We start from the raw sequence: 13,235 nt of genomic DNA, 5'->3' as shown, positions 1-13,235 counted from the left end.
GGGCTCACTCCGCCGAGTCGATCGCCGACTGCAGCGACCTCACGTAGGCGGCGCTGGTCGTGGTCGCGCCGGAGACCGAGTCGACCTCCGCGCTCTGCGCCTCCAGCGTCTCCTCCACCAGCACCGGCACCGCCTGCCGGGTCGGGGCGCTGCTCGGCTGCTTGAGCAGGGTCACGGCGGTGATCCGGTCGCCCTCGTAGGTGAGCTGCACCTGCACCTGGCCGTACCGGGTCTCCTGCACCTCGCCCGCCACCACCCGGCCCGCCGCGGTGGAACCGGAGCCGGGGTCCGCCGGGGCCTCGGCGGCCACCGTCGTCTCCGCCTGCGGCTCGTAGCGCCACAGCGGGACCAGGCCCGCGACGGTCAGCAGCAGGACCGGGATCGCCCTCTTCACGACTTCTCCTCCTCGAGCGGCAACGCGGACAGCGCCCTCACCGGGCCAGGGTGAAGCGCTCGGCGTGGACCTGCCGCCGCGGCACGCCCAGCTCGCGCAGGGACGCCAGGACGGCCTCGGTCATCCGGCCCGGCCCGCACACGAACACGTCGCGCTCGCGCACGTCCGGCACCGCCGCGCCCAGCGCCCGCGCCCCGAGCGGCTGCGAGTCGGGGGCGTGGTCGGCGGTCGCGCCGGTCACCACGTGCAGCACCGCGCCCTTGGCCCGCGCCAGCTCGCGCAGCTCGTCCAGCAGCACCGCGTCGCGCCGCTCGCTGACCCGGTACACCACCACGGCGTGCCCGCCGATCTCCTCCAGCAGCGCCCGCACCGGCGTCACCCCGACCCCGCCCGCGATCAGCAGCGCGTTCGGCCGGGTCCGGTGCAGCGCGGTGAACGCGCCGTACGGGCCCTCGGCGAACACCCGCGTGCCCGGCTCCAGCGAGCGCAGCGAGGCGCTGCCCTCGCCGAGCGCCTTCGCGGTCAGCCGCAGCGAGCGGCCGTCGGGCGCGGCGGACAGGGAGAACGGGTTGGCCTGCCACCAGCGCCCGCGCTCCAGGAAGCGCCACAGGAAGAACTGGCCCGCGCGGGCGGGCAGCTTGTCCAGGTCTCGGCCGGTGATGTGGATCGACACGACGTCGTCCGACTCCGGCACGACGGTCGCCACGCGCAGCCGGTGCCGCAGGTTGCGCCACAGCGGCAGGCCGACCCGGCCGACCAGGACCGCCGCCAGCGCCGCGCCCCACAGCGCCCACCAGTAGGCGGTGGCCAGCGGCGAGGAGGTGAAGGTGGTGCCCGCGGCGACCTGGTGCGAGAACGCCAGCACCACGGCCAGGTACGCGTACAGGTGGATGAAGTGCCAGGTCTCGTAGGCGAGCCTGCGCCGCGCCCAGCGGGCGGACGCGCCGCCGACCACCAGGACCAGCACCACCGCGACCGCGGCGCGCAGCACGCCCTCGACGGTGGTGGCCAGGTGCACCAGCTCGTCCAGCGGCGGCAGCGAGGCGAGCTGCGCGTAGCCGGTGGTGACGAACACCACGTGGGCCACCAGCAGCCACAGCACCGAGATGCCGGTGGCGCGGTGCCAGGCGGTGAGCCGGTCCATGCCGAGCCGCCGGTCGAACCACGGCAGCCTGGCCACCAGGAGCAACTGGAACGCCAGCGCCAGCGCCGCGTACAGGCCGGTGAGCCTGCCGAGCAGGATCAGCGCGTTCGAGCCGAACCCGGCCTGGGCGAACAGGACCGCGACCACGGCGGCGTTCGCGCCGAGCACGGCGTGGAGGCCGGTGCGGGCCACCGCTCTCGGGCGCACCGCGGGCGCCTGGGCCTGGAGGGTTGTCACGGGGGCTCCTCGGGTGGGGACTGCCGCAAGCTTGGGCCGCGAAGCTGTGGCGGTCCTGTTCCGGACCTGTCGATCGGCTGTCGGCTCCTGTCGATTCGCTGTCGGCGGTCGGCCCGGTGCCGCGCGGGCCGCCGCCTGGCGCAGGATGTAGGCGTGGAGAACGGTTCACCGGTCCGACTGCTCGTCGTCGACGACGAGCCGCACATCGCCGACCTGGTGGCCACGGTCGCCCGCTACGAGGGGTGGCAGGCGGTGACGGCGGGCAGCGGCGAGGCGGCGATCAGGGCCGCGCTGGACTTCCAGCCGGACATCGTGGTGCTGGACCTGATGCTGCCCGACGTGGACGGGTTCACCGTGCTGGACCGGCTGCGCGGCGAGGGCGCGATGGTGCCGGTGGTGTTCCTGACCGCGCGCGACGGCACCGCCGACCGGGTCGCGGGCCTGACCAGGGGCGGCGACGACTACCTGGTGAAGCCGTTCTCGGTCGAGGAGCTGATGGCGCGGCTGCGCGCGGTGCTGCGGCGCAGCACCGGGCCGTCGTGGAAGCGCTCGGTGCTGAAGGTGGCCGACCTGGCGCTGGACGAGGACACCCGCGAGGTGCGGCGCGGCGACCGGCTGGTGACGCTGACGCCGACCGAGTACGAGCTGCTGCGCTACCTGATGCGCCGCTCCCCCACGGTGCTGACCAAGGCGCAGATCCTGGACCACGTGTGGGAGTACGACTTCGGCGGGCGCTCGAACGTGGTGGAGCTGGTGGTGTCGCACCTGCGCCGCAAGCTGGACGTGGAGGGCGACGAGCCGCTGATCCACACCGTGCGCGGGGTGGGCTACGTGCTGCGCCGGGCGCCGAACTGATGCGCGAGCTGGTCACCGGGCGCAGGATGCGGCTCGGCACCCGGCTCGCGCTGGGCCTGGGCGCGCTGGCGCTGGCGGTGTTCGGGCTGGTCGGGGCGCTGGTGGTGACCTCCATGGAGGACTACCTGGCGCGCAAGCTCGACGCGCAGATGAAGTCCACGCAGATCGCGCAGGAGAAGGACTTCAAGGAGAACGGCGACGTCCTCGGGCCGGTGTACGGCTGGTACTACGCGGTGTACGAGGTGCGGGACGGGGTGGCCAGGCCGCTGCCGACGCACAAGCTGCCGGGCGACGACCGGCCGATGGCGAAGGTGGCCACGCTGGTCACCGGCTCCCAGCCGGTGTTCAAGACCGTCCACCTCGAGGGCGAGGGCACCTACCGGGTGCGCGGCTGCCCCGCGGGCAACGGGACCGTGCTGGTGAGCGCGGCGCCCATGGACGACCTGACCACGACCGTGCAGCAGCTGACCATGGTGCTGGTGGCGCTGTTCGCGCTGGCGCTGGTGACGCTGGTCGTGGTCGGGCGGGCGGTGCTGCGGCGCGGGTTGCAGCCGCTGAGCGAGATGGCGCGCACCGCGCACGACATCACCTCGCACGACCTGACCGACTCGGCGCGGCTGCCGGTGCGCTCGGAGGGCTCGTACGGCGGGGTGGAGGTGGCCGAGCTGCGGACGGCGTTCAACACGATGCTGGAGCACATCGACACCTCGCTGGCCGCGCGGACGGCGGCCGAGCAGCGGCTGCGCCGGTTCATCGCGGACGCCTCGCACGAGCTGCGCACGCCGCTGACCTCGATCCGGGGGTACGCGGACCTGTTCAGGTACGCGGCGGCCAACGCGCCGGAGGAGCGCGAGGCGCACCTGGAGAAGCTGCGGGCCGAGGCGGCGCGGATGAGCGTGCTGCTGGAGGAGCTGCTGCTGCTGGCGCGGCTGGACTCGGCGGAGGCCGAGCTGCCGGTGCGGTTGGAGAGCGGCGACCTGGTGGAGCTGGTCGGGCAGGCGGTGGACGCGTTCCGGGTGGCGCGGCCGGGGCACCCGGTGGCGCTCGCGGTGGCGCGCCCGAGCGTGCCGACGCGGTTCGACGCGGGGCGGTTGCGGCAGGTGCTGGACAACCTGCTGACCAACGCGGCGGTCCACACGCCCCAGGGCACGGCGGTGTCGGTGTCCGTGGACGTGGTGGGCGGTCACGCGGTGGTGCGGGTGAGCGACTCGGGCCCCGGAATCCCGGCGCGCGACCAGGAGCGGATCTTCGACCGGTTCTACCGGGTGGACCACTCGCGCACCCGCGACCGGGGTGGCAGCGGGCTGGGGCTGGCGGTGGCGCGGTCGCTGGTGGAGGCGCACGGCGGGCGGGTCGACCTGGAGAGCCGTCCGGGCTCGACGACGTTCACGATCACGCTGCCGCGCTGACCGTCCCCGACCCCGGTCGGCGGCGCGGGGACAACCACCTTTCCGGTGAACTTCCCGCGCTCGTCCGGGAGCCTGAGCGGAAACCCGATCAATGCGGTTCCCCGCGCGCGCTCCCGACAACCCCCCGGACACCCCCGGCGGTGCGGCTTCCCGAAGCGCGGTGACGGTTTTCCGCCGGTTGCGCCGCCAGGGCGCAGGTCGTGGTCGGGATGCCCCGCCACTCCCCCGACCAGGTGCGGACCCCGCCCCTTCGCCGCCCGGAACCACGTCGGCGATTCCTCCCGGCGGGTGAACTGGCACCCCCTACAAAGGTCATAGGATCGCCCGCGCGAGCTTTCTTCCGAAACCCGACGTCCCCGTATCGGGGCGTATTTCCGGCATTCCCCCGCACCTCCGTCCGGCGTGCCGGGACACCGAGGTCCCGGCGCGGTCCGCAGACCCCCGGCGCAGCGGCCGGGGTGTGAGCGAGGGAGGTCCGGAAGATGGCTGTTCCCCGGAGAACCACCGCGGCGGTGGCGCTGGCCGCCGCCGCGCTGGCCGCGGCCCCGCACGCCGTGGCGCACGCGGCGCCCCCGACCGAGCGGGTGGCGCAGGTGGCCGCCGCCGCGCCCGCCGCCTCCCGGTGCGGGCCGATGGACGTGGTGTTCGCGCTCGACGACACCGGCAGCATGGGCGGGGCCCTGAACAACATCAAGACCAGCATCAACGCGGTCGTCGGCGACGTGGTGTCGTCGTCCGGCGGGGACTACCGGCTGGGGCTGGTCACGTTCAAGGACTCGATCAACGTGGTCACCGGCCTGGCGGCGGGCAACGCGGGCGCCGTGACCAGCTACGTGACGAACGTGCTGGCCGCGAGCGGCGGCGGGGGTGAGCCCGAGGCCTCCGACGAGGCGCTGCGCACCGCCGTGTCGCTGCGCCCGGCGGCGGGCATCCCGCAGAACGCCGACTTCACCGGCCCGTGGCGCTCGAACGCGCGCAAGTTCGTGGTGCTGGTGACCGACGCCCGCCCCGGCGGCTTCGACGACGCCTTCACGGCCGCCGACCAGGCCAGCGCCACCGCCGTGGCGAACAGCGCGCTCGCGGCGGGCGTCAAGCTGTCAGCGGTCTACGTGCCCACCTCGCCGTCGATGACGCCGACCATCGCGCCGATCATGCAGAACTACGCCACCACCACGAGCGGCGTCTACGTGCAGGCCCAGGCGGACGGCAGCGGCACCGCCGACGCGATCCGCAGGGCGCTGTCCGACTGCCGCCGCACCGACGTGTTCCTGCGGGACCAGGCCACCGACGCCGGGGTCGAGCCCAACGGGACCGACCCGGTGTGGGCGAGCCCGGACATCAAGGTCTGCCCGACCACGGCGGACTGCGCCACGACCTACCAGCCGCCCGTGGGCTCCACGAGCTGGATCCACGTGCGGCTGAACAACCCCGGCCCGTACGGGTCCGGCACGGGCGCGGGCACGCTCAAGCTGTACTGGGTGAACCCGAGCGGGTCGACGGTGTGGAACGAGGCGACCGGCGGCGACTGGACGTTCATCGGCCAGCAGGCCGCGACCGTCCCGGCGGGCACGACCGTGGTGAAGGTGCCGTGGACGAACGTGCCCGGACCCGGCCACTTCTGCCTGCTGGCGCGCTGGGTGTCCGCGAACGACCCGATGACCTGGGTCGAGGGCCCCAACACCGCGCAGAACGCGAAGAACAACAACAACATCGCGTGGCGGAACGTGGACACCGTGCGGGTGCGCCCGACCGCGCCCGGCCGCACGAGCTTCACCCTGGGCAACGCGGTGGAGAAGGAGATCCGCACCGACCTGCTGTTCACCAGCCCCGGCAAGCCGTTCGTCGGCGCGGGCAAGGTCGTGGTGGACCTGGGCCGGGAGCTGTTCGAGCGGTGGCAGGCCTCGGGCGGGCAGGCGCGCGGGATCGAGCGGGTCGGTGAGACGGCCGTGCAGGTGCTCGACCCGAAGCAGGCGGCGCTGACCGGGATCGCGGTGCGGCCCGGCGAGCGGTTCACGGCGGGCCTGGAGTTCCACGGCGGCGAGCCGGGCGGCGAGTACCTGCTGCACGTGGTGCAGCGCCTGGGCGAGGAGGAGCTGGGCGGCGTCGCTTACCAGGTCCTGGTGGAGAAGGAGTAGGTGGAGCAGGAGCAGGCGGAGGAGGAGTAGGCGCGCGGGAGCCCTGAGCGGGTTCTGGGAACGGCAGGGCGGCCCCTCGACCTGAGGGGTCGCCCGATCCGCTCAGGGGGATCTCGGTTACCCCTCAGCTCGACTCGGCCGTTGGCGATCCTCCGACCGAGACCGGCGAACAGAGTCCGGCGAAGAGAGCGGAGCACCGTCGTGCCGTTCACCAGCAACCGAGTCAGAGCGGAACTCGCGCGAGCCACCGGGGCGTTGGCCGAGGCGGAGCAGGACACCGCCGCGGTGACCGCCGTGGTCAAGGCGCTGGACGGGGTCAGGTCCTCCCGCGACGCCGCCAAGGCCGCGCTGGACGTCGTCAGGCAGCGGTTCGGCTGGGTGTACGGCTCCTACTGGCAGGTGGACGGGACGGGCGGGGCGCTGCGGTTCGCGGTCGAGTCCGGCGACGCGGGCGAGGAGTTCCGCAAGGTCACGCAGGAGGCGTCGTTCGCCGAGGGCGTCGGCCTGTCCGGGCGGGCCTGGCGCAGCCGCGACCTGGTGTTCGTCGGGGACCTCGGCACGCTGCGGGACTGCGTGCGCGCGCCCGTCGCGCAGAAGGTCGGCGTGAAGTCCGGCATCTGCTTCCCGCTGACCGAGGGCGGCCGGGTCGTCGGCACGATGGACTTCTTCTCCCTGGAGGAGCTGAACCCGTCCAAGCAGCGCCTGGAGGTGCTGCGCAGCATCGGGCTGCTGGTCGCCCAGGCCATGGAGCGGGTGGCCGACGTCGAGCACCAGGCCGCGGCGGCGCTGGACATCCAGGCGGTGAACGCGGTGCTGCGCGGGCTGGGCTCGGCCGCCTCCGAGGAGGAGGCGACCCGGCAGGCGCTGGAGACGGTGCGCAGCGAGTTCGGCTGGGCGTACGGCTCGTTCTGGGCGGTGGACCCGACCGGGCAGGAGCTGCGGTTCGTCACCGAGTCCGGCGACGCGGGCGAGGAGTTCCGCCGGATCACCCGCGAGGCCTCGTTCCGGCAGGGCGTGGGGCTGGCGGGGCGGGCCTGGAAGTCGCGCGAGATGCTGTTCGTCCCGGACCTGGCCGAGATGACCGACTGCGTGCGGGCGCCCGCGGCGCGGCGGGTGGGCGTGAAGTCCGGGGTGTGCCTGCCGCTGGTCGTGCACGGCGCGGTCGTGGGCACGATGGACTTCTTCTCCCTGTCGGAGATCGAGCTGACCGGGAGCCGGGCGGACGCGCTGCGCAACACGGCCTTCCTGGTGTCGCAGTCGTTGGAGCGGATCAGGGAGACGACCCGGATCAGCTCGGCGGGCGCGGAGCTGGTGACCTCCATCGAGGAGGTGGAGCGCAACGTCGTGCGGGCGACCGGGGTGGCGGCCGAGGCGGCGACGCTGACCAGCGGCGCGAACCAGGCGGTCGGCAGGCTGGCGCAGTCCAGCAACGAGGTCGGCGACGTCGTGAAGGTCATCAACAGCATCGCCGAGCAGACCAACCTGCTCGCGCTGAACGCCACCATCGAGGCCGCGCGCGCCGGTGACGCGGGCAAGGGCTTCGCCGTGGTCGCCAACGAGGTCAAGGACCTCGCGCAGGGCACCGCCCGCGCGACCGAGGACGTGGCGCGGCTGATCAGCGCGATCCAGTCCGACGCGAGCAGCGTGGTGACCTCGCTGGCCGAGATCGAGCACATCGTCGACCGGATCAACGAGACCCAGACGATGATCGGCGGCGTGCTGACCGAGCAGGCCGCCGTCACCCGCGACATCGTCGGGGCCTGACCGCCCCGGACCTCCGCTCACCCGCTCGTGCGACCCGCGCCACGTCCTCCCGGATTCCCCTCAGGAGGCGTGGCGCGCGGTCGTTCGGGGCCCCGAGACCTGGTCACCCGACCGGGCAACCACCACCCGAGAGGGAGCACCATGGGCAACCCCACGGACCGATCCGCCACCACCGGCGCGGGGTGGTGGACGAACGCGCGCGTGAGCGTGAAGATCCTGCTCGCCGTCGGCCTCGTCGCACTGGTCGCGCTGGTGACCGGCGTGGTGTCGTGGGTGCGCCTCGGCGCGCTCAACGAGCAGGTCCAGGGCATCAAGAACGAGAGCATGGTCCGGCAGGCGAACCTGCTGCGCGTGCAGAACGCGACAGCCGCCATGTACCGGGGCATGTACCTGTTCGACAGCGCGGCCTCGGCCGAGGGCAAGGCCGAGGGCGAGAAGCTGGTCAAGGACGCCGAGTCCGATCTGGACGCGGCGGGTTCCGCCTACACCTCGACGCCGTCGTCCAGCGCCGGGTGGCGCCAGCAGGTCGAGCTGTACGGCGCTTCCTGGAACACCTACCGGGGGCTGCTGAACGTCGTGCTGTTCGGCGACGCGGCCCCGGCGGGCGTGACCGTGCCCACCAGCCCGGCCGAACTGGGCAAGGCGTTCGTCGACGCCGAGAACGGCATGAACTCCGCGATCGCCGCGCTGTCGGCGCTGGAGCAGTCCGACGGCCAGGCGGCGGCCGAGGCCGCCGACGCGACCGTCGAGTCGGCCCGGCTGTGGACGGCCGTGGTGCTGGTGGTCGGGCTCGCCGCGGCGCTGGCGCTGGCGCTGCTGACCGGCCGCAGCATCGGGCGCCGGTTGGAGCGGGTGCGCGACGTGCTGACCGGCATGGCCGACGGCGACCTGACCGGGTCGGCGCCGGTGGACTCGCGGGACGAGGTCGGCGAGATGGCGCTGGCGGTGAACCGGGCGACCCAGAACGTGCGGGGCACCGTGGCCGCGCTGGCGGGCAGCGCGCAGGCGCTCGCGGTGAACTCGCGGCAGCTCAGCTCCTCGGCGGACCGGATCGCCGGGAGCGCGCAGGACACCGCCGGGCGGACCGACGAGCTGGCCGAGGCCTCGGAGGAGGTCTCGCGGAACGTGCAGACCGTCGCCGCCGGGGCCGAGCAGATGGGCGCGGCGATCCAGGAGATCTCGCAGTCCGCGAGCGACGCGGCGGACGTGGCGGCGCAGGCCGTGCAGGCCGCCGCGGTGACCAACGCGACCGTGGCGAAGCTGGGCGAGTCGTCGGTGGAGATCGGCAACGTGGTCAAGGTGATCACCTCGATCGCGGAGCAGACCAACCTGCTGGCGCTGAACGCCACGATCGAGGCCGCGCGCGCCGGTGAGGCGGGCAAGGGCTTCGCGGTGGTCGCGAACGAGGTCAAGGAGCTGGCCCAGGAGACCGCGAAGGCCACCGAGGACATCTCGCGGCGGGTGGAGGCGATCCAGGCCGACACCGGCGGCGCGGTGACCGCGATCGAGGAGATCGGGCAGATCATCGCCCGGATCAACGACTACCAGCTGACCATCGCCTCGGCGGTGGAGGAGCAGACCGCCACCACGCAGGAGATGAACCGCGGCATCAACGAGGCCGCGGTCGGGACCACCCGGATCGCCGGGAGCATCTCGACGGTGGCCGGGGCGACCCGGACCACCTCGGCGACCGTGGTGGAGACGCAGGGCGCGGCCGTGGAGCTGTCCCGGATGTCGGCCGAGCTGCAGGAGCAGGTGGACCGGTTCCGGATCTGAGGTCGGGCGGGGGGCGGCCCCCGCGCAGGGACCACCGGGAGGTTGGCGGGCTGACCCGCCGGCCTCCCGGTGCCGTTTCCGGCGGTTCTCGGGCCGGGCGGCGCTCAGGGCCGGTGGCGCTCAGGCCCGGCGGCCCTCCAGCAGGGCCTGGGCGAGCGGGGTGAGGGAGTGCAGCACGGTGCGGCCCTCGCGCCTGCTCACCACCAGGCCGGAGTCGCGCAGCACGCCGACGTGCTCGCTCGCCGAGGCCGGGGACAGCCGCAGCCTGGCCGCCAGCTCGGTCGTGGTGGCCGTCCCGGTCAGCGCGGCCAGCACGGCGGCGCGCGTGCGGCCGAGCAGCGCGCCGAGCGAGCGGGACCGGTCGGGCGTCCAGCTGGCCGGGTGGCGGACCGGGTAGACGATCACCGGGGGCAGCGCGGGGTCCACCAGCGCCACCGGGTTGCCCCAGCAGAAGTAGGACGGGATCAGCAGCACGCCGCGCCCGCCGAGCCGGACGTCCAGCGGTTTCGGGTAGTCGGCCTCCAGCACCGGCGGGTTCCACCGCAGGGTGGGGCGCAGGGTCTCCAGCGCGGCGTGGACGCCCGCGTCCAGGATGGTCCGCCCGAGCACCGCGCGCTCCGCCGCGACCGCCGCCTGCGCGTCCTCCCACGCCGGGCGCACGAGGACGTCGTGCACGCCCTTGAGCGCGCTCACGAGCTCGTCCAGGGCGTCCCGGTCGCACCGGGCCACCCGGTGGGCCCACGCGGGCAGCGGGCGGCTGCGGGCCGCGTAGGCGATGTCGCCGAGCAGCCGCAGCGACGGCGTGCCGCGCACCGCCTCCAGCCCCGCCGCGATGCCGTGCCGCCCCTCGGCCGGGGTGAGGAAGTCCGGGAAGTAGCCCTCGCGCGGCACCAGCTGGCGGACCATCCGCACCTGGGCCTGCACCCCGCGCTCCACCACGGCGAGCCGGGCGCGGTTGCGCCACGGCTCGAACACCGGCACGTCGTCGTTCGCCAGGCGGTAGAGGCCCAGCACGGTCTCCCAGAGGGGGTCGGGGTCGCGGGCCAGCTCGGTGCGCGCCAGGTCGGCGTCCGTGAAGTGGATGCGCAGCACACCGGCTGACGCTAACCACCTGGTCGGGCGCGCACAGCGGTTCCGGGCAGGCCGCACCGAACAGAGCAGCGCTTCCGGCAGCCACGTCGAGAGCGAGAGCAACAAGCCGAAACCCCCGTCCGCCTCCGGGCGGACGGGGGCCGACACCTCCCCGCGCGCCGAATGCGCGGGTCGATTTCCGCTTGGCTGAAGGTCGAACCGGAGAGCGCGCCGCGCGCGACGCCCGCACCGCCACTCCGCGCCGCGCCCCGAAGGCCCCGCCACCGCCGCGCGCCCCGCGTTGAAACAAATCAACGAACAACAGCCCGGAACCGAAAGCCAGCCACATCGCCGCCCGCGCCGGAAAGGGGTCCGCACCGGACCGCACCAGCGCGGGAGCGCGTCGCGCCGGACCGGGCGCGGGAATCCCCGCAACCCGCGGACCCCACCACCGAACACCCCCGCCCGACCGCGCGCGCATTCCGGTTCGGACACCCGCCGGAAACCCCCGGCGGTCACCCCCGGAAAAGCGGAACCCCCGCCCCGCGCGGAAACGCGGAACGGGGGCGCGGAGCCGGTGGCGGGACTTGAACCCGCAACCTTTCGCTTACAAGGCGAGTGCTCTGCCAATTGAGCTACACCGGCGTGACCTTCGGCCCTTGCTGCCTTCCGGGCGGAAGCCTGGCACATCGTAAGTGGTCCCCACTCGTGCCACTTGCGCCGAGCGGTGCGCTCAGCCGGTCGAGCGGTTGGGCCATCCGCAGGACGGGGGTACCGTCCACACGGCTGCGGGAGAGCTGGAAACCGCTGGCCAGCGGCATCGACGATGCTCGACGCACCGTGATCAACTCACCGGGGCAGGGTCCCCCTATCAGGGGTGTCCGATGCCACAGCTACTGGTGTGGCGATGTCGGCGTGGCGCAGTGACGATCTTGGCGGAGGTGAGCACTGGTGTCGACCAGGCGCAAGCGGTACCGGGAGCCCGCGACGCTGCCCGACCTGTGGCGTCCCGTCGAGGGTCCGTCCCTGCCGGACGCGCCCGTGGTCCACCTGGTGCTGGACCTGGCCCTGCGCGTGGGCGAGGTCCAGCTGGCCAGCGGGGCGGGGGCGGCCGACGTGGCGGCGACGGTGAGCGCCGTGGCCCAGGCCTACGGGATGCCGAGGGTCGAGGTGGACGTGACGTTCACCGCGATCACCGTGTCCTGCCACCGGGGCACCTCGGCCGCACCGGTGACCTCGCTGCGCGTGGTGCGCTCGCGCGGACTGGACTACACCCGGCTGGACACGCTGGAGGACCTGATCCGGCGGATCGCCGAGAACGAGGTGACCGCCGAGGAGGCCTACTCCGAGCTGGACCGCATCACCACCGCCCCGCACCCGTACCCCCGCTGGGTGGCCACGGCGGCGTGGGCGGGCATGGCGGCCTCGGTGGCGCTGCTGGTGGGCGGCGGCGCCCTGCTGGCGCTGTCGGCCGCGCTGGTGACCGCGCTCGTCGACCGGGTCGGCCGCCTGCTGAACCGGCGCTCGCTGCCCTTCTTCTTCCAGCAGGCGGCGGGCGGGATCCTGGCCACCGCGTTCGCGCTCGCCCTGTACGCCACCGACCTGCTGCCCGGCGTGCGCCCGTCGCTGCTGGTGGCCACCGGCATCGTGGTGCTGCTGTCCGGGCTGTCCCTCGTGGGCACCGTGCAGGACGCCATAACGGGCTACAACGTCACGGCGGCGGGCCGGTTCGTGGAGATCGTCATGCTCACCTCGGGCCTGATCGCGGGCGTCGCGCTGACCCTGCGCGCGGGCGTGCAGCTCGGCGTGCTGACCACGATGGCCGACCCGCTGCCCGCGCTGATCTCGACCGTGCCGCTCCAGCTGGCCACCGGCGCGGCCACGTCCATGTTCTTCGCGCTGGCCAGCTACGCCCGCCCCAAGGCGCTGCTGGTGGCCGCGGGCGCGGGCGCGGTGGGCACCACCTCGTACGGGCTGCTCGCGGTCACCGGCCTGAACACCATCGTCTGCGCCGCCGCCGCGGCCACCCTGGTCGGCTTCGTCGGCGCGCTGGTGTCCCGCAAGCTGCGCACCCCGCCGCTGGTGGTGGCGGTCGCGGGCATGGTGCCGCTGCTGCCCGGCTGGACGATCTACCGGGGCCTGTACCAGCTGACCGCCGACGGCGACCCGGCCGGGCTGTCCACCCTGGTCTACGCGGGCGGCACCGCGCTGGCGCTGGCCAGCGGCGTGGCGCTCGGCGAGTTCCTCGGCGAGCCGGTGCGCACCGGCTTCGGCAGGCTGGAGCGGCGCCTCGCGGGGCCCCGGCTGTCCGGCCCGCTGTGGCCAACACGACGTCGTTCGGAGTAATCCCACAGGTGAACCCGGTGTGACGGGGGTGACGGCAGGGCATCCAGCCCCCGCACCCCCACTAACCTCGTGCGTGGGCGAGACGAATCCTTGAGGAGGCGCTA

General features: G+C 73.9%; 9 protein-coding genes and 1 tRNA gene. 6 read left to right on the top strand and 4 right to left on the bottom strand.

All coding sequences use genetic code 11. The features are described 5' to 3' along the window. Positions 1 to 4: 4 nt before the first annotated feature. Both CNX65_RS01955 and CNX65_RS01950 read right to left on the bottom strand, forming a co-directional pair. Entirely contained in the window at positions 5 to 394 is a 390-nt protein-coding gene (locus CNX65_RS01955; protein ID WP_096491238.1) for an FMN-binding protein, read from the bottom strand. 37 nt (positions 395 to 431) lie between these two features. After that, positions 432 to 1,775 (bottom strand): ferredoxin reductase family protein, encoded by a 1,344-nt coding sequence (locus tag CNX65_RS01950; protein ID WP_096491237.1) that lies wholly within the window; start codon positions 1,773 to 1,775, stop codon positions 432 to 434. Positions 1,776 to 1,928: 153 nt separating this feature from the next. On the opposite strand from CNX65_RS01950, the gene CNX65_RS01945 reads away from it, so the two are divergent. From CNX65_RS01945 to CNX65_RS01925, 5 genes are all read left to right on the top strand, one after another. Next, a complete protein-coding gene (locus CNX65_RS01945) occupies positions 1,929 to 2,630 on the top strand; it encodes a response regulator transcription factor (protein WP_096491236.1) in 702 nt (233 codons plus the stop codon). Further along, positions 2,630 to 4,039, top strand: coding sequence for a sensor histidine kinase (locus CNX65_RS01940; protein WP_096491235.1), 1,410 nt, complete (start codon positions 2,630 to 2,632; stop codon positions 4,037 to 4,039). The genes CNX65_RS01945 and CNX65_RS01940 overlap by 1 nt, the downstream gene beginning before the upstream one ends. A 482-nt stretch (positions 4,040 to 4,521) precedes the next feature. Next, positions 4,522 to 6,174, top strand: a complete 1,653-nt coding sequence (locus CNX65_RS01935) for a vWA domain-containing protein (RefSeq protein WP_096491234.1) — start codon at positions 4,522 to 4,524, stop codon at positions 6,172 to 6,174. Between the two features lie 255 nt (positions 6,175 to 6,429). Then, a complete protein-coding gene (locus CNX65_RS01930) occupies positions 6,430 to 7,938 on the top strand; it encodes a GAF domain-containing protein (protein ID WP_218181336.1) in 1,509 nt (502 codons plus the stop codon). A gap of 201 nt (positions 7,939 to 8,139) precedes the next feature. After that, positions 8,140 to 9,714 carry a methyl-accepting chemotaxis protein gene (locus CNX65_RS01925; protein ID WP_232519666.1) on the top strand — a complete coding sequence of 525 codons (1,575 nt, stop codon included), beginning with the start codon at positions 8,140 to 8,142 and terminating at the stop codon, positions 9,712 to 9,714. A gap of 120 nt (positions 9,715 to 9,834) precedes the next feature. Here the strand turns inward: CNX65_RS01925 and CNX65_RS01920 are convergent, their stop codons facing one another. Together CNX65_RS01920 and CNX65_RS01915 are read right to left on the bottom strand one after the other, a co-directional pair. Beyond that, a complete protein-coding gene (locus tag CNX65_RS01920; protein ID WP_096491231.1) occupies positions 9,835 to 10,806 on the bottom strand; it encodes a helix-turn-helix domain-containing protein in 972 nt (323 codons plus the stop codon). A gap of 551 nt (positions 10,807 to 11,357) precedes the next feature. Continuing rightward, a tRNA-Thr gene (locus CNX65_RS01915) sits at positions 11,358 to 11,430 on the bottom strand. A 306-nt stretch (positions 11,431 to 11,736) separates the two neighbouring features. Between CNX65_RS01915 and CNX65_RS01910 the strand changes: the two genes are divergently transcribed. Continuing rightward, a complete protein-coding gene (locus CNX65_RS01910) occupies positions 11,737 to 13,131 on the top strand; it encodes a threonine/serine exporter family protein (RefSeq protein ID WP_096491230.1) in 1,395 nt (464 codons plus the stop codon). Positions 13,132 to 13,235 lie beyond the last annotated feature (104 nt).

It is taken from the genome of Actinosynnema pretiosum (genome assembly GCF_002354875.1).
GTDB classification, from domain to species: domain Bacteria; phylum Actinomycetota; class Actinomycetes; order Mycobacteriales; family Pseudonocardiaceae; genus Actinosynnema; species Actinosynnema auranticum.
Note: the sequence above shows the minus strand (reverse complement) of the source record. Positions and strands in the feature narration are given on the sequence as shown.

What these genes read in the sequence shown, in the direction of transcription:
- CNX65_RS01940 (WP_096491235.1), top strand. Translation starts at nt 2,630, where the DNA reads ATGCGCGAGCTGGTCACCGGGCGCAGGATGCGGCTCGGCACCCGGCTC.
- CNX65_RS01935 (WP_096491234.1), top strand. Translation starts at nt 4,522, where the DNA reads ATGGCTGTTCCCCGGAGAACCACCGCGGCGGTGGCGCTGGCCGCCGCC.